The 24239-nt window shown below is 41.5% G+C and carries 25 protein-coding genes and 1 riboswitch; of the genes, 15 read left to right on the top strand and 10 right to left on the bottom strand.

The genetic code is table 11. The features are described from left to right. Window positions 1–133: 133 nt before the first annotated feature. The 5 genes from DDV21_RS08200 to DDV21_RS08180 all read left to right on the top strand — a co-directional run bounded on the left by DDV21_RS08200 (window position 134) and on the right by DDV21_RS08180 (window position 3295). Window positions 134–409, top strand: a complete 276-nt coding sequence (locus DDV21_RS08200; RefSeq protein ID WP_116878198.1) for a PspC domain-containing protein — start codon at window positions 134–136, stop codon at window positions 407–409. A 252-nt stretch (window positions 410–661) separates the two neighbouring features. Then, complete coding sequence (hprK, locus tag DDV21_RS08195) at window positions 662–1597, top strand: HPr(Ser) kinase/phosphatase (RefSeq protein ID WP_116878199.1); 936 nt, start codon at window positions 662–664, stop codon at window positions 1595–1597. Next, entirely contained in the window at window positions 1590–2375 is a 786-nt protein-coding gene (lgt, locus tag DDV21_RS08190) for a prolipoprotein diacylglyceryl transferase (RefSeq protein ID WP_116878200.1), read from the top strand. The genes hprK and lgt overlap by 8 nt, the downstream gene beginning before the upstream one ends. A gap of 24 nt (window positions 2376–2399) precedes the next feature. Beyond that, a complete protein-coding gene (locus tag DDV21_RS08185; RefSeq protein WP_116878201.1) occupies window positions 2400–2831 on the top strand; it encodes a DUF948 domain-containing protein in 432 nt (143 codons plus the stop codon). Between the two features lie 2 nt (window positions 2832–2833). After that, window positions 2834–3295 carry a YtxH domain-containing protein gene (locus DDV21_RS08180; protein ID WP_116878202.1) on the top strand — a complete coding sequence of 154 codons (462 nt, stop codon included), beginning with the start codon at window positions 2834–2836 and terminating at the stop codon, window positions 3293–3295. Window positions 3296–3338: 43 nt separating this feature from the next. Here DDV21_RS08180 and DDV21_RS08175 read toward each other — a convergent pair whose 3' ends face one another. Next, complete coding sequence (locus DDV21_RS08175; RefSeq protein WP_116878203.1) at window positions 3339–3623, bottom strand: DUF3270 family protein; 285 nt, start codon at window positions 3621–3623, stop codon at window positions 3339–3341. A gap of 222 nt (window positions 3624–3845) precedes the next feature. Here DDV21_RS08175 and DDV21_RS08170 point away from each other — a divergent pair, with 222 nt between their 5' ends. Next, the gene (locus DDV21_RS08170) at window positions 3846–4772 is read left to right on the top strand and encodes a peptidase U32 family protein (protein WP_116878204.1); all 927 of its coding nucleotides are present in this window, start codon (window positions 3846–3848) and stop codon (window positions 4770–4772) included. Window positions 4773–4847: 75 nt separating this feature from the next. Further along, the gene (locus DDV21_RS08165) at window positions 4848–6134 is read left to right on the top strand and encodes a peptidase U32 family protein (protein WP_116878205.1); all 1287 of its coding nucleotides are present in this window, start codon (window positions 4848–4850) and stop codon (window positions 6132–6134) included. A 553-nt stretch (window positions 6135–6687) separates the two neighbouring features. Here DDV21_RS08165 and DDV21_RS08160 read toward each other — a convergent pair. Beyond that, window positions 6688–7014 carry a hypothetical protein gene (locus DDV21_RS08160; protein ID WP_116878206.1) on the bottom strand — a complete coding sequence of 109 codons (327 nt, stop codon included), beginning with the start codon at window positions 7012–7014 and terminating at the stop codon, window positions 6688–6690. A gap of 125 nt (window positions 7015–7139) precedes the next feature. Between DDV21_RS08160 and DDV21_RS08155 the strand changes: the two genes are divergently transcribed. Next, window positions 7140–7358, top strand: a complete 219-nt coding sequence (locus DDV21_RS08155; protein ID WP_116878207.1) for a YdbC family protein — start codon at window positions 7140–7142, stop codon at window positions 7356–7358. A gap of 3 nt (window positions 7359–7361) precedes the next feature. Here DDV21_RS08155 and DDV21_RS08150 read toward each other — a convergent pair whose 3' ends face one another. From DDV21_RS08150 to lysS, 3 genes are all read right to left on the bottom strand, one after another. After that, window positions 7362–7898 (bottom strand): biotin transporter BioY, encoded by a 537-nt coding sequence (locus tag DDV21_RS08150; protein ID WP_116878208.1) that lies wholly within the window; start codon window positions 7896–7898, stop codon window positions 7362–7364. A 202-nt stretch (window positions 7899–8100) separates the two neighbouring features. Next, window positions 8101–8235 carry a hypothetical protein gene (locus tag DDV21_RS12000; protein WP_259293360.1) on the bottom strand — a complete coding sequence of 45 codons (135 nt, stop codon included), beginning with the start codon at window positions 8233–8235 and terminating at the stop codon, window positions 8101–8103. A gap of 4 nt (window positions 8236–8239) precedes the next feature. Further along, window positions 8240–9730 carry a lysine--tRNA ligase gene (gene lysS, locus DDV21_RS08145; protein WP_116878209.1) on the bottom strand — a complete coding sequence of 497 codons (1491 nt, stop codon included), beginning with the start codon at window positions 9728–9730 and terminating at the stop codon, window positions 8240–8242. A gap of 176 nt (window positions 9731–9906) precedes the next feature. Between lysS and DDV21_RS08140 the strand changes: the two genes are divergently transcribed. Further along, complete coding sequence (locus DDV21_RS08140; protein WP_116878210.1) at window positions 9907–10809, top strand: HAD family hydrolase; 903 nt, start codon at window positions 9907–9909, stop codon at window positions 10807–10809. Between the two features lie 224 nt (window positions 10810–11033). Here DDV21_RS08140 and DDV21_RS08135 read toward each other — a convergent pair whose 3' ends face one another. From DDV21_RS08135 to DDV21_RS08120, 4 genes are all read right to left on the bottom strand, one after another. Then, entirely contained in the window at window positions 11034–11684 is a 651-nt protein-coding gene (locus tag DDV21_RS08135) for a histidine phosphatase family protein (protein WP_116878211.1), read from the bottom strand. A 19-nt stretch (window positions 11685–11703) separates the two neighbouring features. Continuing rightward, window positions 11704–12180 (bottom strand): aminoacyl-tRNA deacylase, encoded by a 477-nt coding sequence (locus tag DDV21_RS08130; RefSeq protein WP_116878212.1) that lies wholly within the window; start codon window positions 12178–12180, stop codon window positions 11704–11706. Between the two features lie 356 nt (window positions 12181–12536). Further along, window positions 12537–13094, bottom strand: a complete 558-nt coding sequence (thiT, locus tag DDV21_RS08125; RefSeq protein WP_116878213.1) for an energy-coupled thiamine transporter ThiT — start codon at window positions 13092–13094, stop codon at window positions 12537–12539. 45 nt (window positions 13095–13139) lie between these two features. Beyond that, window positions 13140–13236: riboswitch (TPP riboswitch) on the bottom strand. Between the two features lie 232 nt (window positions 13237–13468). Continuing rightward, a complete protein-coding gene (locus tag DDV21_RS08120; protein ID WP_116878214.1) occupies window positions 13469–14320 on the bottom strand; it encodes a glycoside hydrolase family 25 protein in 852 nt (283 codons plus the stop codon). 220 nt (window positions 14321–14540) lie between these two features. Here DDV21_RS08120 and DDV21_RS08115 point away from each other — a divergent pair, with 220 nt between their 5' ends. From DDV21_RS08115 to DDV21_RS08100, 3 genes are all read left to right on the top strand, one after another. Then, a complete protein-coding gene (locus DDV21_RS08115) occupies window positions 14541–15680 on the top strand; it encodes a 5-methyltetrahydropteroyltriglutamate--homocysteine S-methyltransferase (protein WP_181963481.1) in 1140 nt (379 codons plus the stop codon). 370 nt (window positions 15681–16050) lie between these two features. Next, on the top strand, window positions 16051–16584 hold the full coding sequence (locus tag DDV21_RS08105) for an ECF transporter S component (RefSeq protein ID WP_116878215.1): 534 nt from the start codon (window positions 16051–16053) through the stop codon (window positions 16582–16584). Continuing rightward, window positions 16568–16945 carry a DUF4430 domain-containing protein gene (locus DDV21_RS08100; RefSeq protein WP_116878216.1) on the top strand — a complete coding sequence of 126 codons (378 nt, stop codon included), beginning with the start codon at window positions 16568–16570 and terminating at the stop codon, window positions 16943–16945. Before DDV21_RS08105 ends, DDV21_RS08100 begins: the two co-directional genes overlap by 17 nt. 120 nt (window positions 16946–17065) lie before the next feature. On the opposite strand, the gene DDV21_RS08095 is transcribed toward DDV21_RS08100, so the two are convergent. Further along, entirely contained in the window at window positions 17066–17542 is a 477-nt protein-coding gene (locus tag DDV21_RS08095; protein WP_116878217.1) for a glutathione peroxidase, read from the bottom strand. A 649-nt stretch (window positions 17543–18191) separates the two neighbouring features. Between DDV21_RS08095 and ppc the strand changes: the two genes are divergently transcribed. From ppc to tuf, 3 genes are all read left to right on the top strand, one after another. Next, entirely contained in the window at window positions 18192–21017 is a 2826-nt protein-coding gene (gene ppc / locus DDV21_RS08090) for a phosphoenolpyruvate carboxylase (protein ID WP_116878218.1), read from the top strand. A gap of 283 nt (window positions 21018–21300) precedes the next feature. Continuing rightward, complete coding sequence (ftsW, locus tag DDV21_RS08085) at window positions 21301–22554, top strand: cell division peptidoglycan polymerase FtsW (RefSeq protein ID WP_116878241.1); 1254 nt, start codon at window positions 21301–21303, stop codon at window positions 22552–22554. 291 nt (window positions 22555–22845) lie between these two features. Then, entirely contained in the window at window positions 22846–24042 is a 1197-nt protein-coding gene (gene tuf, locus DDV21_RS08080) for an elongation factor Tu (RefSeq protein ID WP_116878219.1), read from the top strand. Window positions 24043–24239: the final 197 nt, after the last annotated feature.

Here is a 24239-nt window from a genome sequence, read left to right as displayed (position 1 = left end):
TGGCTTACCGCCATTTTCATACGGATTTTTACACGGCCTTTGTATCTTGTTGGTGGAATCAGTCTTAGGGCTGATTTTATTTTTTCTGAAAATGGTATACTGATACTATAGAAAAGATTAAAGGGGGATGAAGATGAAGTCCATTTTTTACAAGCAAAGGAAAAATAAATTAGTTTGCGGTGTTTGTGCTGGTCTTGCTGATAAATTTGGCTGGGATCTTCCTTTGACCCGTATTTTAGGAGCTCTGTTGATTTATTTCACCGGTTTTGGCTTTTTCCTTTATATCTTATTGGCTATTTTTCTGCCCTATAAAGAAGATTTAATAGATGATGATAAATATGGCAGAGGTCCCCGCAAACGTAAAGATGCAGATATCATTGACGATGACAACGACGGCTGGTTTTGGTAAACAGCGAGTGCTTAACTGTTTGTTTTTAAGATTTTGACTTTCCTTTTGGCAGTAAAGCTGAAAGGAAATTTTTATATGTGTTGGCAACAGATCTGCGACCGAAAACGCTTATTTAGTTTTGAGAGGAGTATGAAAGTAAAGAGAAGAACTGCCTTTCTGTCACATCAGCTGGTCATCTGAGGATTCTGTACGCCATCAGGCTCTAACTGTCATTTCTGTATTAATATGGTATAATACTTAAAAGGAGAAAATATGGCAGTTACAGTAGGTATGCTGGCTGATCGCGTTAAATTGGATGTTATTTACGGGACTGATCAGCTTTTGGCTAAAAAAATCACAACATCGGATATTTCAAGACCCGGTCTTGAAATGACGGGGTATTTTGATTATTATTCACCTGAGCGGATTCAGCTGTTAGGTATGAAAGAGTGGTCTTACTTGACACAGATGACTTCTCACAACCGCTATTCTGTACTCAAAGGAATGTTTCAGCCTCAAACGCCAGCCATCATCGTTGCCAGAAATCTAGCTATTCCTGATGAGATGATCCAGGCGGCTAAGGAAGAAGGGATTGCCGTTCTGCAAAGCCATGTTCCTACCAGCCGTCTGTCAGGAGAAATGTCTTGGTATCTTGACTCCTGTTTGGCTGAACGGACCAGTGTGCATGGTGTTTTAATGGATATTTATGGCATGGGAGTCCTTATTCAAGGGGATTCAGGTATCGGAAAGAGTGAGACCGGTCTTGAGCTTGTTAAACGCGGGCACAGGCTTGTTGCTGACGACCGTGTGGATCTTTATGCCAAAGATGAAGAGACACTTTGGGGGGAGCCTGCTGAGATTCTCCGCCATCTTTTGGAAATCCGCGGCGTAGGTATTATCGATGTGATGAGCCTGTACGGTGCTAGCGCAGTTAAAGACTCTTCTCAGGTTCAGCTGGCTATTTATCTGGAAAATTTTGAAAGAGATAAGATTTTTGACCGTCTGGGCAATGGCAATGAAGAGATTGAACTTTCAGGAGTCAAGGTTCCCCGTGTCCGCATCCCTGTAAAAACCGGTCGGAATGTCTCTGTAGTGATTGAAGCAGCTGCGATGAATTACCGTGCTAAACAGATGGGCTATGATGCGACGCAAACTTTTGAAGAACGTTTGACTAATTTGATCAGCCGAAACGAGGCCAGCGATGATTGATCCCATTATTTTTGAACTCGGACCTTTGACGGTTCGCTGGTATGGCGTCTGTATTATGGCTGGCTTGTTTTTAGCGGTTTATCTGGCCATGAAAGAGGCTCCCAAAAAGGGAATAAAGCCTGATGATGTGCTGGACTTTATCCTTATTGCCTTTCCGTTGGCGATTATCGGAGCTCGCATCTACTATGTTGTTTTTCAGTGGTCTGATGGTGGCTATGCGCAGCATCCAGCTGAAATATTTGCTGTTTGGCATGGCGGTTTGGCTGTTTATGGTGGCCTTATCACCGGAGCTGCGGTTCTCTTTATTTTCTCTTATTACCGTATGATCAATCCTCTTAATTTCTTAGATATTGCTGCACCGGGTGTCCTTTTAGCTCAGGCAATCGGACGCTGGGGAAATTTTGTTAATCAGGAAGCATACGGCAGAACAGTGGCCCATCTGGATTATCTACCAGCGTTTATCCGCAAACAGATGTATATCGACGGTGCTTACCGTCTCCCAACTTTCTTGTATGAGTCGCTTTGGAATTTACTTGGATTTGCTCTTATCATGCTCATTAGGCATCGTTCCCGCTTTTTGAAAGAGGGAGAAGCAACTTTCTTTTACCTTATTTGGTATGGAAGCGGCCGTTTTGTCATCGAAGGCATGCGGACGGACAGTTTGCTGTTTTTCGGTTTCCGAGTCTCACAGTGGCTGTCTCTAATACTGGTTATTGCAGGGATTGGGCTGACTGTTTGGCGGAGAAAACAAAAATATATTCCTTATTATCAGGAATAAATGTAAAAAAGACAGGAGAAAAAAATGGATTTAGTTGGAATTGCCCTCTTGATTATTGGAATTGCTTTTGCAGTTTTGGTTGGTGTTATTGTGCCTACTGCGTTAAAATTAAATAAAACAGTAGACGAAGTTAATGAAACGATTGCAGCCATGAAAACAGAGGTCAGCGAGACCATTTCAGTATTGAGAAGCGATGCTGATATTACTTTTCACCAAACAAACGAACTTTTAGCTAAAACAAATGTTCTTGTTGAAGATGTCAATGGCAAGGTTGCCACAATTGATCCTCTCTTTACAGCAATTGCAGATTTGTCAGAAAGTGTTTCTGACTTGAACAGCCAGGCCAGAAATTTCGGCCACAAGGCGACAGCGACAGCTTCAACTGTCAGTAAAGCTGGGACAGCCTTTACAATTGGCAGGTTTGCCTCTAAATTATTTCGCAGAAAAGGAGATTAATGATGCATAAATTTTTAAAAACTGTTATTGTCGGAGCCGCTTCAGGCGCAGCCGCGGCCTATTTCCTTTCAACTGAAAAAGGGAAGGAATTCAAGGTTAAATTAACTAAAGCTTATGAGGCCTACAAACAGGAACCAGAGCATTATCATCAAGCAGCAAAGGAAAAAGCTGCAGAATACTCTCAGCTGGCCGTTGATACCTTTAATGACTATAAAGAAAAATGGCAGACTGGAGAACTGACTAAAGAAGATATTATTTCAGCCGTTAGGGAAAAAACTAATCAGGTTGCCCAGTTTGCCAATGAAAAAATGAATGAGGCTAAAGAAAAATGCAGCGATACAGAAACTTCTGATTCTGAAGCAGACAGGCAAGATGATGATGTGACTGAAGAAGCAGAAGATATTATCATTGATTACACAGACACGGATGAGAAAGCGGACTCTTCTGACAGTGAGCAAAATTAAGCTGATTCTGAACGAGAGAAATAAAAAAAATAACTCGGCTGAGTTATTTTTTTAAAGACATGATAAATACTGAAAGGGTTGATGTTATTGCAGCACTGATAAGCAGCGCAAAGATAAAAGACCAGACAGGCGACAGATTGAAAGCCAGTAAAGTGAAAGCGGTCAGTACAGTTGTCACAGCGAAAATTGCAACGCGTGTAAAAAACATTAGTTCACGGAATTTAGCATTATTACTGTTGATTTCTTGAAATTCTTGAAATTTGGGAGAAGGCGCTTCTTGCAGTTCTTCTTGTTCGAACTGTTCAGTTTTTTTTAATGGCGCTGCCATACACATCCCTCCTTTTACTAAAATATAAAGGCGGTCTAAAGTTTTTGCCGCATCGGCTGCTGATTAGGCTGCCCGTCAAAGCGGGGCCAGAGAGCCTTTTCTTTAACATAATCTGTGTTTAGTTTTGAAATACTGAACTATAATAACATAAAAGCAGAATTTTGTCACCATTTTTTCGAGAAATTGTTCAAAGAGATGAAGTTTTGGTATAATAGATTTATTATGGAAAAAATCATTATTACAGCAACCGCTGAGTCAGTTGCTCAGGCTGAGGAACTTTTAAAAGCCGGTGTTGACCGTATTTATGTTGGAGAAGCTGATTATGGTTTGCGGCTGCCTCATAATTTTTCTTATGATGAACTGAAACAAATTGCAGACCTCGTTCATAATGCTGGGAAAGAACTGACAGTTGCCTGCAATGCTTTGATGCATCAGGATATGATGGACAGTATCAGACCCTTTTTAGATTTTATGAAAGAGATTAAAGCAGATTATCTTGTGGCAGGTGATGCCGGTGTTTTTTATGTTAACAAGCATGAAGGCTATCATTTCAAATTAATTTATGACGCTTCAGTCTTTGTAACCTCCAGTCGGCAGGTCAATTTCTGGGGGCAGCATGGAGCTGTTGAAACTGTGCTGGCTAGGGAAATCCCGTCAGCAGAATTGTTTAAGATTTCTGAAAATCTGGAGTTTCCAGCGGAAATTTTGGTTTACGGTGCTTCCGTTATCCATCACTCAAAACGCCCTCTCCTGCAAAATTACTATAATTTTACACATATTGATGATGAAAAAACTCGTGAACGCGGACTCTTCCTTGCTGAGCCCAGCGATCCAGCCAGTCACTATTCCATTTATGAGGATAAGCACGGAACACATATATTTGTCAATAATGATATTGATATGATGACTAAATTGACAGAGCTGGCAGAACACCGTTTTACTCACTGGAAATTGGACGGTATTTACTGTCCGGGGCAAAACTTTGTTGAAATTGCTAAAATTTTTGTTGAAGCCAGAAGAATGCTGGAAGCCGGAGAATTTTCACAAGAGCAGGCAGTGCTTTTAGATGAAAAAATCAGGCACTGGCATCCAGCTGGCCGCGGTCTTGATACCGGTTTTTATGATTTTGATCCGGGCTTGGTCAAATAACAGTTAGTATTTTTTGGATTTTGACTGTTTTGTTAAGGTTTTCTCTTATAACGATCTAGAAAGAATGGATAAATAATGACAAAGAAGTTGAAACGTCCGGAAGTGTTATCGCCTGCCGGGACCTTAGAAAAATTAAAAGTTGCTATTGATTACGGCGCAGATGCTGTTTTTGTCGGCGGACAGGCCTACGGTCTGCGCAGCCGAGCAGGTAACTTTTCCATGGAAGAAATGCAGGAAGGCATTGATTACGCTCACCAAAGAGGTGCAAAAGTCTATGTTGCTGCAAATATGGTTACACATGAAGGCAATGAAATAGGAGCAGGAGAGTGGTTTCGTGAGCTGAGAGATATGGGACTGGATGCTGTTATTGTTTCGGATCCTGCGCTCATTGTGATTTGCGCAACAGAAGCTCCTGGTTTAGAGATTCATCTATCGACCCAAGCGTCATCTACTAATTACGAAACCTTTGAATTTTGGAAAGAACTTGGTCTGACCCGGGTAGTTCTGGCGCGTGAGGTTTCTATGGCTGAATTGGCTGAAATTCGTAAGCGGACAGCTGTTGAAATTGAAGCTTTTGTCCATGGCGCCATGTGTATTTCTTATTCAGGCCGCTGTGTACTGTCTAACCACATGAGCCACCGGGATGCTAATCGGGGCGGCTGTTCGCAGTCCTGCCGCTGGAAATATGATTTGTATGATCTGCCTTTCGGTCAGGAGCGTCGCTCTCTTAAAGGCGAAATTCCTGAGGAATTTTCTATGTCAGCAGTTGATATGTGCATGATTGAGCATATTCCGGATATGATTGAAAATGGTGTTGACAGTCTGAAAATAGAAGGCCGTATGAAATCTATCCATTATGTATCAACAGTTACCAATTGTTATAAAGCAGCAGTGGATGCTTATATGGAAAGTCCGGAAAAATTTGAAGCTATTAAAGAAGATCTTATTGATGAACTGTGGAAAGTGGCTCAGCGCGAATTAGCAACCGGTTTTTATTACAAAACTCCAAGTGAAGAAGAGCAGCTGTTCGGTGCCCGCAGGAAAATTCCGCAATATAAATTTGTGGGAGAAGTTGTCGCTTTTGACGAAAAAAATATGACAGCAACTATCCGTCAGCGCAATGTGATTCTAGAAGGAGATCCTGTCGAATTTTACGGCCCTGGGTTCCGTCATTTCGGCTGTTATATCAGAGACTTGCATGACTCTGAAGGCAACAAAATTGACCGAGCTCCTAACCCGATGGAATTGCTGACGATTACAGTACCGCAGCCTGTAAAACCTGGGGATATGATTCGGACATGCAAAGAAGGGCTGGTCAATCTGTACAGAGAAGATGGGACAAGCCGGACTGTTCGTGTCTGACTCTATCAGCTAGCTGTCTTGGCCTGCCCATTTAAGCTATCTGAAAGCAGACAAAAATCCCAGCCTCCCAAATCATTGCTTGTACTATAAACAAGACGCAGTAGCCTAGCGTTATTTTAGTCGCTTTTTCAAAGCTTTAAAATGTCTGCTAGGCTTTGCGGGGGCGAGATGTCGAACGCTATGGTCTGGGGTTCTGTCTCGCTCCCTAGTCGTCCTGGCAGAGGTGCGTCTGCGAAATCAGAGATTTCGGACTTACCGCCAGCCGTAGCTGACTGAAGGCTTTGTCGTCTTAACAGCCGACCGCACCCTTCTAGTCATCCTGGCAGGGGTGCGTCTGCGAAATCAGAGATTTCGGACTTACCGCCTTTTCATATGGATTTTTTCACGGCCTTTGTATCTTAATGAATTGAACACGGCCTAAAAGCTCGGAAAAAAGATGTCCCTCCCTTGTGTTTTGCAACACATCGGTTGGGCCCCTATTTTTCAGTCGCTTTTTAAACGTCCTTTGTATCTTAATAAAAAATGAACAGGAAAGTCTGGCTGGTTTTCCTGTTCAATTCTTTTTATTTGTGAGTGTCTGAGAATAACGGACTGTTTTGGGGACTAATGACAGACGGTCGATGTCTTTTATAGAAATAATAGTTGAAATATTTTGTGAAAAATTTTTAAGAATCAACTTACCTTCTTTTTTATCGTATTTGACTAAATCACCAGCAAAACTTTTATCGCCATAGATAGCGTGGAGAGCCAGATGTTTTTTTTGGGCTTGTTTAATGGTGTGGGCAATCTGATTGGCTTTCAGCGTAATTTCTTTCGGTTTAGAACTTGGTTCAATAAATTCATATAAATAGGATTTAAGCAATTGTAAAACTTTTTTCATCGTTATTTCCCCAAAAAATTGATAGAATGATTATACACCATTTTTGCGAAAAAAAAAATATTTTGCAATAAAAATAAAAGGACTATTTTAATTAGCATTTTCGAATAGACTTTATAGGAGGGCATATGTCAGAATTTACATTTGAAATCGAAGAAAAACTTTTGGTTCTGTCTGAAAACGATAAAGGCTGGACTAAGGAGCTGAACCGCGTCAGTTTTAATGGCGCTCCGGCGAAATATGACATCCGGTCATGGAGTCCCGATCATACGAAAATGGGTAAGGGCATTACATTAACCAATGAAGAATTTCAGACAATGGTGGATGCTTTCACCAATAAAAAATGAGGGTTATGTGAAATAATCCTCATTTTTTAAAGCTCTGAACAGAGATTTTGCTAAAAAGGTGACAATAACCAACTTTCCTAAGTCCGGCAGAATAAAGGGTAACACACCGGCAGCGAAGGCAGAGTGCAAGGGCATTTTTGCAAGAAACATGAGTCCCAGCATGCCGCATATAAAAACCACACTGTCCCCTAAAATATTTGCCGCAAAAACAGCTGGAGCAGAATTTTTTGGGGAAACAAGAGCAGAAGTCAGAGCAGCATATCCAATAAAGCCCCACAGAAAACCTGCAGCCGGTCCTATAAGGGCAGCCAGTCCTCCCGTTCCGCCGGCAAAAACCGGCAATCCGACAGCTCCCAAAAAGAGATAGAGTAAGAGGCTCAAAACAGCCTCACGCTTACGAAAGAGAGTGGCAACTAAGCCGACCGCTAAAGTCTGCAGGGTAAACGGAATGCTGCCTAATGGGATAGTCAGCTGTGATGCTGCAGCAATTACAGCAGCGCCAAGAGCAGGTAGTACCAGTCCTAAAGTTTTAGAAGTCATAATAGCTTTCCTCTTTGAAAAAGTTAACCTAAAATATATTTAGGTTAACTAAATAATAGACTATTAAAAAAAATCTGTCAAGCTGTATAAAAACTTTTTGGTTAGTATTTTAAAACTGCATTGTGCTGCATGGTGTTTTTGGACCATAAAAACCCCTGAACCGATCTTAAGTGATTCAGGGAATTTTTCGTTAAAACTATTACTATTTTTTAAGCCTATCAGCAAGTCCGATGATAATAAAAACCAATCCCAGCCCAATAAAGCTGTACTTGGATGCAAAAATCCCGTAAAGGATAAAGATAGAAGCTGATAAAAAGGATAAATAACTTTTTTTCATAGATTTACTTCATCGTTGGGAAAAGCAGGACATCACGAATAGTTGTCGTATCCGTGAGAAGCATAACTAAGCGGTCAATGCCGATTCCCAGCCCGCCTGTCGGCGGCATGCCGTATTCGAGAGCTTCGATAAAGTCGTGATCGATACCGGTAGCTTCATCGTCTCCCAAGGCTTTTGCCTGAGCTTGGGCTTCAAAACGCTTGAGCTGATCAAGCGGATCATTCAGTTCTGTAAAAGCATTAGCATACTCTTTTGTCATTATGAAGAGTTCAAAACGATCGGTAAAGCGCGGATCGTCAGCATTTTTCTTGGCCAAAGGCGATACCTCTACCGGATGTCCGTAAACAAAAGTCGGCTGAATAAGAGTGTCTTCTACAAATTCTTCAAAAAAAGCATTGATAATGTGGCCGACTGAGGTGAAATGTTTTTCAACAGAAATGTTTTTCTCCTCTGCCAGCTTTTTCGCTTCGTCAAAAGACATTGGCTGCCAAAAGTCAATACCGGTAACGTCTCTTATCAGATCGACAATATGAGCACGTTTAAAGGGTTCATTGATTTTGATTTCCTGCCCTTGATAGCTGATAGGACCATCCCCTTTGACTGCTTTAGCGGCATGCTGAATAATGCCTTCTGTTAAGTCCATAATATCCTGGTAATCGGCGTATGCCTGATAAACTTCGATAGAAGTAAATTCAGGATTATGGGTAGCATCCATGCCTTCGTTGCGGAAGATACGGCCGATTTCGTAAACACGCTCCATGCCGCCGACAATTAACCGTTTTAAATGCAGTTCGGTAGCAATACGCAGAACCATATCCATATCTTGAGCGTTATGATGGGTCATAAAAGGTTTAGCAGCAGCACCCCCTGCTTCGTTATGAAGGACGGGTGTCTCCACTTCTAAAAATCCCATCCCATCAAGATAGTGCCGAATATCTGAGATAATTTGACTGCGTGTAACAAAGCGTTCAAAGCTTTCACGATTAGAAATCAAGTCCAAGTATCGTTTACGATAAATGGTTTCAACATCAGTCAGACCGTGAAATTTCTCTGGAAGGGGCCGCAAAGCCTTGGATAAATGAGTAATATGGTCAGCTTTAATAGACAGCTCCCCCATATTGGTCCGCATAATTTGCCCTGTTACACCAAGGAAATCCCCCAGATCAGCTTTTTTAAAAATATCATAGTTGTCTTCGCCGACAGCATCCTTACGGACATAGATTTGAATTTGTCCCTGACGATCCTGCAGATGGGCGAAACCAACTTTACCTTTGCCGCGTTTGGTCATCAGCCGGCCGGCAATAGTGGCTGTTTCATTTAGAGCATCCAGCTCTTCCTTTGTTTTATCACCGTATTTTTCTTTCAGCTGACCAGAAAGAGCCGTACGCTCAAAACGTTTGCCAAAAGGGTCTATCCCCTGTTCAAGAAGGGCTGCCATTTTTTCCCGGCGCACCAGCTGCTGGTCATTTAATTCTTCGTTATGTTGGTTAGACATAGTTTCCTCCCATAAGTTGTACATCTTATTGTACCACAAAAGCCAGCAGATCACATCTTTATTTTAATCAGGAAGAAGTGTTCTGCTGGTGACTCAGTATGGGGATCTGAATTGAAATCGCTGGTAAAAAATAGTATAATAGACAGACTGATGAAAATTTAAGAAAGAATGCATATATGATTACTTCGATTGTCTTTGATGTTGATGATACCATTTATGATCAGCAGGCCCCTTACCGGCTGGCTATAGAGCAGTCTTTTCCGGATTTTGATATGACGGTGATTAATCAGGCTTACATCCGTTTCCGTCATTATTCCGATCAGGGATTTCCGCGTGTTATGGCAGGAGAATGGACAACAGAATACTTTCGCTTTTGGCGCTGCAAGGAGACACTGTTAGATTTTTCTTACCGTGAAATCAGTCCTGAAGAGGGCAAGCAGTTTCAGACTGTATATGAAAATAAGCTCGATCATATTACCATGCTTGATGAGATGCGGCTGACTCTGGATTTTCTAAAAGCTAAAAACGTGCCTATAGGCATTATTACCAACGGTCCAACCGAACATCAGCTGAAAAAGATTAGAAAATTAGGCTTATATGATTATGTCGATCCCAAACGCGTTCTTGTCAGTCAGGCTACCGGTTTTCAAAAACCTAAGAAAGAACTTTTTAATCTGGCTGCAGAGCAGTTTGACATGAATCCTGCCACAACGCTGTATGTTGGAGATTCTTACGATAATGATGTCATGGGTGCTTTTAACAGCGGCTGGCATTCGATGTGGTTCAATCACCGCGACCGTGTTTTAAAGCCGGGGACCAAGCCGGTCTTTGATTTGGAAATTGACAGTTTTGAACAGCTGTACGGAGCTGTTAAAGTGCTCTTTGATCTGCCTGATAATAAATTCATCTTTGATGCTAACGATAAAAAGAACCCTATCTTGCAGCTAGGGATTAATAACGGTCTCATGATGGCTGCAGAGCGGCTTCTTGCCAGCAATATGAGTGTTGACAAAGTGGTTATTTTACTACGTTTGAACAAAAATCAGGAGAAAATCCTGCGGATGAAGTATACGAAATAATACCTTTTAACACCTAACGCATTTAAGAGAGCGGGACAAAAATCATAAATTGTCATAACATAATGCTTTCGATTTTGCCGTCCCGCCTCCGCACAGTTGATTATGGAGGCAGCTATCCCTTGCGCAGCAAGGGATAAGAACGTCCAATCAGCCACTGCGCCAAACGCATCTGTTTAAAAAAGCAAGAGGCAAGGACAAAAGTCCTGCCTCTTGCTTTTTTGTGGTTAAAGATTTTGCTGAACTTCCTCCTGCACTTCTGTCAGATAAGATTTATCATTCCATAACAGGCAGTTATATTGCTCAAAATCACTGGTTTCAAGGACGGTCAGGCTGAGATTATCTAAACCTCCCAATCGGCGAAGGTTAGCAGGCGCAAAGCCTAGAAGCGACTGGATAGAAGCGGTCAGATTGGCTCCATGGCCGATAAATAGAACATTTTCAAAACTTTTATGCCTGAGTGAAGCAATCAGCTCTCTCACTCGCTGAGTCGTCTGGTAAACTGATTCTGCTTCGAACATACTGGCATTAAATTTAGCCAGATTATGCCGGAAAGCTTTCATTTGCTGGGGATAGATAGAAGTCATTGTGCTGATTTTACTGCCTTCCAGCTTACCCAGCCGCCATTCACGCAGGGCAGGCGTATACTGAATGATTTTGGGGTTTTTATTTTGTTTATTGATAATCCGTCCAGTTTCTTTAGCACGCCTTAAATCACTGGAGTAGACCGCATCAAAAGGGATGTGTGAAAGGTAGCGGCCCAACGTTTCAATTTCTTCAATGGTTTCTTCTAAAAGCGGAGAGTCGCCTCCGGCTCCCTGAAAGCGCCCCTCCAGATTCCACTGTGTCTTGCCGTGTCTGACAAAATAAAGTTTCATTTGCTTTTTCCTTCCTAATCTAATCTTCAATAATCTCTGCAAACTCAGCCTGAACGAAAGCTGCTAAGCTTTGGCTGTCAATTCTGAGTGAACGGCCGATTTCTCCAGCTGATACAATGATCTTTCCTTTTTTTAAAGCAGTTTTATCAATAAATATAGGGAAACGATGCTTTTGGCGGATACCGACAGGATTATTGGCACCATGGACATAGCCTGTCGTTTTTTGCAGATCCTTTTGAGGAATCATTGTCACTTTTTTATTAGCAGAAAGTCTGGCTAATTTTTTCTCAGAAAGCCGCTCTGTAATAGGGACAATACCAATAATCGGTCCGCTTTTGTCTCCCGTCAGTGCCAAAGTCTTGAAAATATCAGAAGAGTCAACATCCTGAGGCAGCTCGCCAGTCAGGGCATTGACGGTCAAACTGTCATAAGGAATCTTGGCCTTATCTAAAATCTGTTCAGCTAATGTTTTTTTCGTTTTCTTTTTCTTGCTCATTTTATTTCTGAATGGTCAGTGATAGCAGTAAAAAACAGTATAATAATTTCATTATTATTATACCATTTTATTCTTCTTTTTAACATTTATATGACCTGCAAAATACAGCTGGGAATAGGATTTCCACATGTTATTTCATATTTTTAAATCTTTTTCAGTAACAGCAGGAAAACTATTGCGCTGACAAAGAGGCTGATCATGTCCTTAATATTATCAGTCTGCAGCAGGAGAGATGATCTTGTTTATCAGTTTTAGTCATAGCTCAGTTGTAAAAAAGAACTTGCTTGTTATAGTCTGGTGCCAAAGGCAGCTTCTGCGGTGATTTTTGAGGTGCACTCTCACATTGCTGCGACTTCTTAGCGCTTAGGCAGGAAGAAAGAGCTTTGTGTCATTAATAGAATAATCAGTGCTGCCGTGACAAACAGCAGAGTGAAGATGCAGGCACTGCCATTGACAAGCAGAGAGTAAAAAAGCGGTGACATCCCTTTTGGTGCATAAGCCCCCCAGAAAATAACACCAGCAAGAAAATGCCAGAAATATCTGGTGAAGACGGCAAAACAAGCGGCAATTAAGGCTGAAAAAAGTGCCTTTTTACGTTGCTGCTGTTTGAGTGCCTTTTGCAGTGGAGCGGCAAACAGTCCTGCCAGCCCCATTGAGGCAAAAGCTAGGATATATTCCAGCAGAACTTGGCTGAGACTGAGATAATAAACTCTACCTAAAATAAAATACAGCAGTCCCCAAATAAAGCCTGCAAAGATACCATATTTGCTGCCTCTGCGCAGTGAGAACAGGATGAGAGGCGCTGCTCCGAAAGACGGTGTAAACCAGCTGGCAAAATCAGGAACAAGCGACAGTGCCATCGCTAGAGCGGCAATGATGGCGGCTTCAATGAGAGCGTTGATTTTACTGGACATATAAAAAAACTCCTTTGTTTTCAAAGAAGTCAGTCCGGCCACCAATATTTAAATGGTCACAATCCCTACGCTCGTTCTAACGAGATCAGGTTTTGAGGATTTCGCAGGTGCGATCTCAGCCGAAGCACTCCTTTGTGATGTTCAACTATTATTTACTTGTTTACACTATAGCATAAAAAGAATTCTCTTGTCAATAAGATGAGAGTGGGACAACAATCGGGAAACTGTCATAAAATATGGCATCCCGCCTCCGCACAGTTGATTGGGGAGGTCGCTGTCCCTTACGCAACAAGGGATAAGAACTTCCAATCAGCCGCTGCGTCAAACTCATCTGTTTAAAAAAGTAAAACGAGGCAGGACTTTTTGTCCCAACCTCATTCTTCTATTTTTCCAAAAAGTTTCTCATAGGTTTCTTTGGTATCTTTTGTTACAGCAATCTGGTTTAAATCCAAGGGACTGCTGAAGCCGCTGAGATAACCTTGGGAAGTGTATTGATGAAGATCGTAATCTAAATCTGTCTCGGGAGCACTATTATAATAACCTGAATCAGAACCGTATGTCGGAATCCAGACAGCATCAAAACCGTCTACGGATATCCCTTGTTCTTCCATGAAATAAGTGCCGATATAGATACCGATGTTTTCGGCACCCAGACGCTCAAGCTCTTCCCGGAAGGCTTTGACCCCTTTGTTCATGTCTGACATGGTTTCTTCCTCAACGTCAATCCAGTAAAAAGTGGGATTATAAGGAGAAGCATTCTCGTAAAATGTTTTAGCCTCTTCCTTCATTTCTTTGACGCTGGTTCCTAACGCGTAGCTGTAGACAGCAACAGGAACATCGCGCTTTTGGAATTCCTCAATATGTCTCTTAAACGATTTATCAATACCAGTAGTATAGGCGGCATTGCTATCTTTGCTGATTTGTGACCCTCCATAAACACGCACGATAGCTCCGGAAATATTTTGTGATAAAGTATCATAGTCAATCTCACTAGGAAGTTGCCATCCTGATACATCGATAATCGGATTGAGAACAAATGTGTCTTCCTCTGAATCTGCTGTTGTCGTTTCTTCCTCTGTCTGACTGCTGGTAGAAGGAATCGTTTTCTCCGCAGTTACTATCCGATTTTGAAGAACATTATCGGTGTGAATCTTACTGACGATAAGCAAGATACTGAGGAGACTGAAAAAAACGAAAACAACAATTGGCTTAATTCTTCTTCTCATTATTTTTATTGTAACCTAAAACGATGAAAAAATCAAAATTCTTAGCCGTTTTTATCCTTATCTGCTGATATTTTTACAAAAAAAGAAAAACGCTTGCAGAGCCTGCTCTTTTTCTGCTGCCGTTATAATTTATAACTATAGCAAATCATAATATAAATATAATTTACAGCTATACCATTCTTTGTTAAAATAAAGCCATTAGAAAATTGCAGGGAGGATAATGACAGTGGGGAAAAAATATTTTGAGCATGTAGGTTCTTTTTTGCGTCCCGAGGAGCTCATCAAAGCGCGTGAAGCATTTGCTGCAGGAAAACTTTCAGGAGAGCAGTTAAAGGCTGTTGAGGACAAATGCATCAAACAGCTAGTTGATAAGCAGCTTGCTGCCGGATTGGAAAAAGTGACTGATGGAGAATTCAGACGCAGTTACTGGCACCTTGATTTTTTCTGGAGTTTTGGCGGCATCGAACATGTCCAAGCAGCAGAAGGTTATCGTTTTCATGGTGAAACAACACGGCCTGATTCAGCTTTGATCACTGGGAAAATTACAGGAACTGATCACCCTTTTGTTGAGGCTTACCGCTTTTTAAAAGACTATGTTGATAAAAGCGGCGGTACAGCCGAAGCTAAATATACCGTTCCGGCTCCAGCTCAGTTTTATTTTGAGCTTATCCGCGATGAAGAGCACGTTAAACAGCTGGAAGCTGTTTATCCAGATTTCACTGATTTGCGCAAGGATATCAAAAAAGCTTATTTACAGGTTATTAATGATTTAGTCGCACTTGGTCTAAAGACGCTTCAGGTGGATGACTGCACTTGGGGGACTCTGGTTGATGACCGTTTCCTGACAGCCTGGGGCTCGGCCCGCGGACAGACAGCACAGGAAGTGCGTGAAGAGCTGGCTGCTCTCTTTTTAACCCTAAATAATGATGTCTATCAAAATGTTCCAGATGGCTTGCAGGTTAACACTCATGTCTGCCGAGGCAATTATCATTCGACATGGGCTTCTTCCGGCGGCTATGAGACTGTTGCAGAAGAGCTGTTTGGGAAAGAAGAGGTCAGCAGTTATTTCCTGGAGTTTGATAATGAGCGATCCGGTGGATTTGAACCGCTGGCAGAAATAAGTGACAGCAAAATCGCTGTTCTTGGTTTGATAACAAGCAAAGAAGCAAAACTCGAAGATAAGGAAACTGTTATATCGAGGATTAAAGAGGCTGCTCGCTTCCTGCCACTGGAACAGCTTTGGCTGTCTACTCAATGCGGCTTTGCTTCAACTGAAGAAGGAAATATTTTAACAGAGGCTGATCAGTGGAAAAAGCTAGCCCTTGTCAAAGAAATTATTGACGAAGTTTGGGAGAAATGAAATTTTGCAAGGCCACTGAAAAAGTCATCTCAATGAAAGTATCAACAAATAAACTGGTAGAAAAGCAATAAAAAAATTAAAAAACGAACGATATAAACTTAGTCCCGTTTGACTAACACAAAACGTTCGTTTTTTATCGTCTTGATTTTTCTTTCACAAGTTTTTCAGTGGTCTCGGCTTTTGCTGCCGCCTTTTCAGCAGAAGAAAAACATTAATCATTATTATTTGCTGAAAACTGATGAAGACGGGGACAGGACTTTCTGGGCTTTTGATAAAGCTCAGGAGCCTGTTTAACAAAAAGCATCGGCTCCTTTTTGCGTTTCTTCGCTGACCTTGACAGCATAAGGGCTTTAAGCTAAACTAAAAACATATGAAAAGAGGGAATTCATCAGCTGTACTGCAAAAAATCAGCCGAATTGCTATGCTATCAGCTTTATGTGTTGTTTTACGGTACGCTTTTGCAGGACTGCCTAATGTTCAGCCTATTACTGCTGTTTTTTTACTTCTGTCTGTAAGTTGGAGCCTGTCTGAGAGCTTTTTAACCATGGCTGTGACTATGCTGGTTTCTTCATTTCTTTTGGGCTTTGGGCCTTGGGTGCTGTGGCAGATATTGGCCTTTGGAGCTATACTAGTACTCTGGCGTTATCTACTGTATCCACTGACAGAAACGCTGCTGTCGGAACAGCAGCAGAAACTTGTTCTGCAGTCTGTTTTTGCTGGTCTGCTCGGAGCGTTTTATGGCTGTATTATTGATTTTTGCTATGCCCTTATTTACAGTATGCCCTGGTGGAGCTATATAATGGCAGGGCTGAGTTTTAATCTGGCTCATGCCTTATCGACTCTATTTTTTTATCCGTTATTAGTATCTATTTTTAGGAGATTCATCTATGAAAAAAATCAGTAAGCTTATTCTAATCACCCTTTCTTTCATCCTCTTAACAGCCTGCAGCAGTAATTCCACTAAAAGTACAGCATCGTCAGATGCTGGAACTGTTCGGCTGATTGTTCAGGAAGACAGCAATACGATTGATGAAAATGTAGGCTTTAAAAAAGGGGATACGGTAATGGATGTTTTACAGGATAATTATGAAGTTGAAGAAACGGACGGCTTTATTACAGCTATCGATGGTTTGGAGCAGGATGAGAAGGCCGGTAAATATTGGATGTTTATGCTCAATGATGAATTAGCACCGAAAGCAGCTGATCAAATAAAAGTAAAAGACGGGGATAAAATTGAGTTTTATCAGGATGTCTATGATAATTAAAGAAGAAAAGCTCTTTTCCAAAGTTTCAGCCTTGTAGCTGACAGGCTTTGGGGAAGAGCTTTTTAACAGTTTGTTATATTAATGGTTAAAGAGGGGAAAGCTCGTCTTTCCGGATGCAGTTTACAGCAGTTTTTGGACAGCAGCGTCAATGTCATCAGGCTCTGTCTTGGACGAAAAACGCTGGACCACATTGCCTTGACGGTCAATGAGAAATTTAGCAAAATTCCATTCAATTTTTTGGCCTAAAGGCCCCTTTTTCTCAGCTTTCAGCCATTGATAAAGCGGAACAGTGTTTTTACCGTTGACCTCAATCTTAGCAAAGCGCGGGAATGTGGTTTGATAGTTCAACGTACAGAAGCTATTAATTTCTTCGGCTGTTCCTGGCGCCTGTCCCATAAACTGATTGCATGGGAAGTCAAGGATAGTAAAACCTTGTGTCCGATAAGTGTCATAGAGCTTTTGCAGTCCTTCATACTGCGGGGTTAAGCCGCATCCGGTTGCAGTGTTGACGACCAAAACAACAGAGCCTTGATAGTCCCGCAGAGAGACATCCGACTGATCTTGAGCTTTAACTGTAAAATCGTAAAGATATGCCATTTTATCACTCCTTATAACAAGATACAAAGGCCGTAAAGAACGCAAAGAGAAAATAGGCGTCCGACCGCTGAGTCATTGAAGACTCAAGGAAGGGCGGTCTTTTTCTCACAGCGTTTAGGCCGTGTTCAATTCCAACAAGATACAAAGGCCATAAATAATCCGTATGAAAAGGCGGCAAGTCCGAAATCTTTGATTTCGCAGGCACACCACTGTCAAGACGACTAGAAAGGCAACGTAAAACTTGAACCTCTGCTTTTTTGACCTATGGTATTACACAGCTTTTTGGCTGTGTTTAATTTTATTCAGTATATCAAAATTTTGCTCATATTGCATTTTTTTGGAAAAAATGGGACAGGCGGTTCGCAGATGTTAGAGACAAACTGCAGACTTTAAGCTATAAGATTTGCTCAAGAGGGGCTGATGCAGTCTATTAACTGTTAAAAAATCAGTCATGCAGATCGTCTAAAAACGTTTCAGGAGGCTGTAAGCAACAAAATTTAGGTTACATTTAAGCAGAAAAATGATATGATAAGAAAGGTACATTGAGTAGCAGCCAAAACTAGTTTAACTTGAAAAAGATGTGCATAAAGATCGACTGACTGTCTTTAGGCAAGCAGGCTGGTTTATTAGAAGCTAAAGGAGTAGAGGTGTGTCCATAAAAAAATTAGAAAGCAACAGTAATCAAACTATCATTACGGAAGAAGTTAATATTTTAAAGGAACTGCTTGAAGAAACGACCCGTCATATGATTGGCGATGAAGCATTTGCTAAAATTGAAAGCATTCTGGACCTATCTGTCAAGGAAGACTATCTGGAACTGGAAAAACTACTGGCGCAGATGACTAATGATGAGATGGTCGTTGTTTCCCGCTATTTTTCAATTTTACCTCTTTTAATCAATATTTCTGAAGATGTTGATTTGGCTTATGAAATTAATTATCAGAATAATACAAGTACAGACTATTTAGGCAAACTTTCTGCAACGATTGATATGCTGGCGGAAAATGAGAAAGCAAGAGATATCCTTGAGCAGGTCAATGTTGTCCCTGTTCTGACCGCCCATCCGACACAAGTTCAGCGTAAAACCGTTCTGGAGCTGACTAACAAAATCCATGATTTGCTTCGGAAATACCGCGATGTTAAAGCGGGGGTAGTCAATCAAGAAAAATGGTATGCTGATCTGCACCGTTATGTTGAAATCATCATGCAGACAGACATTATTCGGGAAAAGAAACTGAAAGTCAAGAATGAAATTACGAATGTCATGGAATATTATAATTCGTCCTTGATTCAAGCCATTACAAAATTGACTGCCGAGTATAAAAAGTTAGCAGCAGCAAAAGGTTTGCAGCTGGATAATCCTAAGCCGATTACTATGGGTATGTGGATCGGCGGCGACCGTGACGGCAATCCTTATGTAACGGCCGAAACACTGGCCTTATCAGCGGCGGTTCAAAGCGAAGTGATTATCAATTATTACATCGAAAAACTTTCAGAACTTTACCGCACATTTTCATTATCAACCAGTCTGACACAAATCAGTCCGGCTGTCGAAAAATTAGCCCAGCTGTCTGAGGATAAGTCAATCTACCGTGAAAATGAACCCTACCGAAAGGCTTTTAACTATATTCAGTCCCGTCTGGTCCAAACCTTAATCGCTTTTAACGCCCCTCATCCTTCTTTAGCTGAAGAGGCCGAAGAGCGGGCTCTGTACGGTGATATCAATAATGGAAGCAATAATGCTTCTGTTCTTGCAAAATTTTTACAGACCAGGATAAGAGCAGTTGGTTCTGAGCTGCATGCTTCCGAAATCCCAGGCTATCCGTCTGCTCAGGATTTCAAAGATGATTTGCTGCTTATCAAAGAGTCTCTTTTGGAAAATGGAGATGCAGCTCTGATATCTGGTGACTTTGATGATTTACTGCAGGCCGTGGATATTTTTGGTTTCTATTTGGCCAGCATTGATTTGCGTCAGGATTCCAGCGTTCAGGAAGCCTGTGTTGCCGAACTCCTCAAATCAGCTAATATATGTGAGGATTACAGTGCCTTACCTGAAAGTGAGAAATGTCAGCTGTTGTCTAGGCAGCTTTTGGAAGATCCGCGAACTCTTTCATCAGCTAATTTGGAAAAATCGGAGCTGCTGCAAAAAGAACTGGCTATTTATCAGACAGCGCGACAATTAAAAGATAAACTAGGCGAGGAAGTTATCAAACAACATATCATTTCACATACTGAAAGTGTTTCAGATATGTTTGAAATGGCAATTATGCTCAAAGAAGCCGGTCTGGTTGATAAAGACGGTGCCAGAGTTCAGATCGTCCCGCTTTTTGAAACGATCGAAGACTTGGATAATGCTCGCGGCATCATGGAAAAATATTTGAGCTATGAACTGGTTCAAAACTGGATTGCTGCAAATCATCATTATCAGGAAATCATGCTGGGGTATTCTGACAGCAATAAAGACGGAGGCTATCTGTCATCAGGATGGACACTGTACAAAGCACAGAATGAGCTCACTCAGATCGGGGAGAAATACGGGATAAAAATTACTTTCTTCCATGGCCGCGGTGGGACCGTCGGCCGTGGTGGAGGACCTTCCTACGAAGCCATTACCTCCCAGCCTTTCGGTTCGATTAAAGATCGTATTCGCTTAACAGAGCAAGGTGAAATTATTGAAAATAAATATGGCAACAAAGATGTGGCTTATTATAATTTAGAAATGCTAATATCGGCCTCTATTGACCGAATGGTTACTCGAATGATTACCAGCCCGGATGAGATTAATGGCTTTCGGGCAGCCATGGATGGTATTGTAGCAGATAGCAATCGCATCTACCGCAATTTGGTTTTTGAAAATCCGCATTTTTATGATTACTTTTTTGAGGCCAGTCCGATTAAGGAGGTCTCCAGTCTCAATATCGGTTCCCGTCCGGCTGCACGTAAGACAATTACAGAAATTTCAGGTCTGCGTGCTATTCCTTGGGTCTTTTCATGGTCACAGAATCGGGTTATGCTTCCTGGCTGGTACGGGGTTGGTTCAGCTTTTAAACATTTTATCGATCAAGCGCCGGAGAATCTAGCCAAGTTGCAGCATATGTATGAGAAATGGCCATTCTTCCATTCTTTGCTCTCAAATGTCGATATGGTGCTGTCAAAATCAAATATGAACATCGCTTTTCAGTATGCTCAGCTGGCTGAAAAGCAAGAAGTCCGCGATGTTTTCAACATCATTCTGGACGAATGGCAGCTGACAAAAAATGTTATTTTAGCGATTGAAAAACATGATGAATTACTGGAGGAGAATTCCTCGCTGCGCGCCAGTCTGGATTACCGGCTGCCCTATTTCAATGTTCTCAACTATTTGCAAATTGAGCTGATTAAACGTTTGCGGAACAAAGAATTGGATGAAGATTATGAAAAACTCATTCATACAACTATTAACGGTATTGCCACCGGATTGCGGAATTCCGGCTGATGCAGCAGAGCTGCCAAATCTACCAAGGCAGGACTAGAGCTAACTGCTAAGAAGTTAGCTTTAGTCCTGTTTTTGTATTATCCTCATCTTAATTATTGAAAATCACAGCGCAGATACAAGACCGTAAAAAGCCCGAGTCTAGTCGGTCCATATATGCACTGGAGTGGAGTTTGAATTGACACTGAACTTAGGAGATAACGCAGTTTTTTTGTATCCTCCTTACTTTTTTTTACTTGGGAAAGATGTTATAATGCTTATGATAATGTCAAATTTAGGGGAAAGTATGAAAATTGATAAGAAGCATTTATTAAATTATTCTATTTTACTGCCTTATTTAGTGCTTTCAATACTTGGTTTAATTATTGTCTATTCAACGACAAGCGCAACGCTCATTCAGTATGGGGCAAACCCTTTTCGTTCAGTTTTAAATCAAGGCATTTTTTGGGTAGTCAGTTTGCTGGCCATTTGGTTTATCTACCGGCTGAAATTAAATTTCTTAAAAAATTCAAGAGTTCTGACTTTTGCCATGCTGATCGAAGTGGTCCTGCTGTTAATCGCCCGCTTTTTTACGCAGGAGGTCAACGGGGCTCACGGCTGGATTGTTATTGGTCCCATCAGTTTTCAACCGGCTGAATATTTAAAAATTATTATGGTTTGGTTCTTGGCTTTTACTTTCGCCAGAAAACAGAAACTGATTGAAACTTACGACTATCAGGCGCTGACCAGACGGCGGTGGTATCCGAGAAGCTGGAGTGACCTGAGGGACTGGCGTCTCTATTCTCTGCTGATGATAGCCTTAGTTGCAGCTCAGCCCGATCTTGGAAATGCTGCGATCATTGTCCTTACCGTCGTTATTATGTATTCTGTCAGCGGTGTTGCTTATAAGTGGTTTTCGACTATTTTGACGATTATTGTCGGTCTCTCTTCCTTATTTTTGGGAACGATTGCTGTTGTGGGAGTGAAAAACATGGCTAAAATCCCGATTTTTGGCTATGTAGCTAAACGTTTCAGCGCTTATTTCAACCCTTTTAAGGATCTGACCGATTCGGGGCATCAGCTGGCCAATTCTTATTATGCGATGAGCAATGGCGGCTGGTTTGGTATGGGACTCGGCAACTCTATCGAAAAACGCGGCTACCTTCCGGAAGCCCACACAGATTTTGTTTTTTCTATTGTGATTGAGGAACTTGGTTTAATTGGTGCAATTATGATTTTAGCTCTGGTCTTCTTTCTGATTCTGCGAATTATGAATGTCGGCCTGAAAGCTAAGGATCCTTTCAACTCTATGATTTCTCTTGGAGTGGGGGGGATGATTCTGATGCAGGTGTTTGTCAATATCGGCGGTATATCCGGTCTGATTCCTTCAACAGGTGTAACTTTTCCTTTCTTATCGCAGGGCGGCAATAGTTTGCTTGTCCTGTCCGTCGCTATTGGTTTTGTGCTTAATATCGATGCCAACGAAAAAAGAGAAAGTATTTTGGAAGAAGCAGAAGCAGAATATCAGTCACAAATGAATAACGCTGTCCCTGATTACTAAGTTTTTGTTTGAATGGCTGCTGTATGTTATCATTAAAATAGTATCGAGGGCTTGGAATACTTGTTCTAAGCCTTTTTCCTGCTATTAAACAAGTTTTTAGTGTTCCTGGCTTCTCTTATTTTTGAGAACAGACATGCAGCTGTAAGTCTGTTTAAAAGGGAGAAAGAATTAGTTAAAATAGCATAAAATGCTTGCATTTTCATTGTAATTTGTTAAAATAGTAAGGTAAAGTTAGACTGTATTGCCTACCGTCTATCTATAAAATATATTTTATTGGAGGCTTTTCCTAAGATGGCAAAAGAAAAATACGATCGTAGTAAACCACACGTTAACATTGGTACAATCGGCCACGTTGACCATGGTAAAACGACATTGACTGCAGCTATTACAACTGTGTTGGCTCGCCGCCTTCCTACAGCTGTTAACCAACCAAAAGACTATGCATCAATCGATGCTGCTCCTGAAGAACGTGAACGCGGTATCACTATCAACACTGCGCACGTTGAGTATGAAACTGAAAAACGCCACTATGCTCACATCGATGCACCAGGACACGCGGACTATGTTAAAAACATGATCACCGGTGCTGCCCAAATGGACGGTGCTATCCTTGTAGTGGCTTCAACTGACGGTCCTATGCCGCAAACACGTGAACACATCCTTCTTTCACGCCAAGTAGGTGTTAAAAACTTGATTGTCTTCATGAACAAGGTTGACTTAGTTGACGATGAAGAATTGCTTGAATTGGTTGAAATGGAAATCCGTGACCTCTTGTCTGAATATGACTTCCCAGGTGACGATCTTCCAGTTATCCAAGGTTCAGCCCTTAAAGCTCTTGAAGGTGACACTGCTCAGGAAGATATCATCATGGAATTGATGAACACTGTTGATGAATACATTCCAGAACCAGAACGTGACACTGACAAACCATTGCTTCTTCCTGTCGAAGATGTCTTCTCAATCACTGGACGTGGTACTGTTGCTTCAGGTCGTATCGATCGCGGTACTGTTCGTGTAAACGATGAAGTTGAAATTGTTGGTATCAGAGATGATATCCAAAAAGCAGTTGTTACCGGTGTGGAAATGTTCCGCAAACAGCTTGATGAAGGTTTGGCTGGTGATAACGTTGGTGTGCTTCTGCGTGGTATTCAACGTGATGAAATTGAACGCGGTCAAGTGCTTGCTAAACCAGGTTCAATCAACCCTCACACTAAATTTAAAGGTGAAGTTTACATCCTTACTAAAGAAGAAGGCGGACGTCACACTCCATTCTTCAATAACTACCGTCCACAGTTCTATTTCCGTACAACTGACGTAACAGGTTCAATCGAACTGCCTGCAGGTACAGAAATGGTTATGCCTGGTGATAACGTAACTATCGATGTTGAATTGATTCACCCAATTGCGGTTGAACAAGGAACAACCTTCTCTATCCGTGAAGGCGGACGTACTGTTGGTTCAGGTATCGTTTCAGAAATTGAAGCCTAATAACAACTTACTTTCCCAAACGATATAAGCGTCAGACAATTATTTAGAAAAGTGTCTGAGACAAAAGTAGTCTCAGTTCAAAAAATAGGGATTCACTGTTTGGTGAGTCTCTATTTTTCGTTTGATACGATTTTCTTGTTATATTTGAGGAAGTTATTGGTTAAGAGCCCCATCCCGTGTCCATTTTGACTTGACGT

It is taken from the genome of Streptococcus chenjunshii, assembly GCF_003086355.1.
Taxonomy (GTDB): domain Bacteria; phylum Bacillota; class Bacilli; order Lactobacillales; family Streptococcaceae; genus Streptococcus; species Streptococcus chenjunshii.
This window is presented reverse-complemented; position numbering and strand designations above follow the sequence as displayed.

Bases quoted from the DNA above. Each gene is read 5' to 3' on its own strand.
- DDV21_RS08200 (WP_116878198.1), top strand. From the start codon at position 134: ATGAAGTCCATTTTTTACAAGCAAAGGAAAAATAAATTAGTTTGCGGT.
- hprK (WP_116878199.1), top strand. From the start codon at position 662: ATGGCAGTTACAGTAGGTATGCTGGCTGATCGCGTTAAATTGGATGTT.
- lgt (WP_116878200.1), top strand. From the start codon at position 1,590: ATGATTGATCCCATTATTTTTGAACTCGGACCTTTGACGGTTCGCTGG.
- DDV21_RS08185 (WP_116878201.1), top strand. From the start codon at position 2,400: ATGGATTTAGTTGGAATTGCCCTCTTGATTATTGGAATTGCTTTTGCA.
- DDV21_RS08180 (WP_116878202.1), top strand. From the start codon at position 2,834: ATGCATAAATTTTTAAAAACTGTTATTGTCGGAGCCGCTTCAGGCGCA.
- DDV21_RS08175 (WP_116878203.1), bottom strand. From the start codon at position 3,623: ATGGCAGCGCCATTAAAAAAAACTGAACAGTTCGAACAAGAAGAACTG.
- DDV21_RS08170 (WP_116878204.1), top strand. From the start codon at position 3,846: ATGGAAAAAATCATTATTACAGCAACCGCTGAGTCAGTTGCTCAGGCT.
- DDV21_RS08165 (WP_116878205.1), top strand. From the start codon at position 4,848: ATGACAAAGAAGTTGAAACGTCCGGAAGTGTTATCGCCTGCCGGGACC.
- DDV21_RS08160 (WP_116878206.1), bottom strand. From the start codon at position 7,014: ATGAAAAAAGTTTTACAATTGCTTAAATCCTATTTATATGAATTTATT.
- DDV21_RS08155 (WP_116878207.1), top strand. From the start codon at position 7,140: ATGTCAGAATTTACATTTGAAATCGAAGAAAAACTTTTGGTTCTGTCT.
- DDV21_RS08150 (WP_116878208.1), bottom strand. From the start codon at position 7,898: ATGACTTCTAAAACTTTAGGACTGGTACTACCTGCTCTTGGCGCTGCT.
- DDV21_RS12000 (WP_259293360.1), bottom strand. From the start codon at position 8,235: ATGAAAAAAAGTTATTTATCCTTTTTATCAGCTTCTATCTTTATCCTT.
- lysS (WP_116878209.1), bottom strand. From the start codon at position 9,730: ATGTCTAACCAACATAACGAAGAATTAAATGACCAGCAGCTGGTGCGC.
- DDV21_RS08140 (WP_116878210.1), top strand. From the start codon at position 9,907: ATGATTACTTCGATTGTCTTTGATGTTGATGATACCATTTATGATCAG.
- DDV21_RS08135 (WP_116878211.1), bottom strand. From the start codon at position 11,684: ATGAAACTTTATTTTGTCAGACACGGCAAGACACAGTGGAATCTGGAG.
- DDV21_RS08130 (WP_116878212.1), bottom strand. From the start codon at position 12,180: ATGAGCAAGAAAAAGAAAACGAAAAAAACATTAGCTGAACAGATTTTA.
- thiT (WP_116878213.1), bottom strand. From the start codon at position 13,094: ATGTCCAGTAAAATCAACGCTCTCATTGAAGCCGCCATCATTGCCGCT.
- DDV21_RS08120 (WP_116878214.1), bottom strand. From the start codon at position 14,320: ATGAGAAGAAGAATTAAGCCAATTGTTGTTTTCGTTTTTTTCAGTCTC.
- DDV21_RS08115 (WP_181963481.1), top strand. From the start codon at position 14,541: ATGACAGTGGGGAAAAAATATTTTGAGCATGTAGGTTCTTTTTTGCGT.
- DDV21_RS08105 (WP_116878215.1), top strand. From the start codon at position 16,051: ATGAAAAGAGGGAATTCATCAGCTGTACTGCAAAAAATCAGCCGAATT.
- DDV21_RS08100 (WP_116878216.1), top strand. From the start codon at position 16,568: ATGAAAAAAATCAGTAAGCTTATTCTAATCACCCTTTCTTTCATCCTC.
- DDV21_RS08095 (WP_116878217.1), bottom strand. From the start codon at position 17,542: ATGGCATATCTTTACGATTTTACAGTTAAAGCTCAAGATCAGTCGGAT.
- ftsW (WP_116878241.1), top strand. From the start codon at position 21,301: ATGAAAATTGATAAGAAGCATTTATTAAATTATTCTATTTTACTGCCT.
- tuf (WP_116878219.1), top strand. From the start codon at position 22,846: ATGGCAAAAGAAAAATACGATCGTAGTAAACCACACGTTAACATTGGT.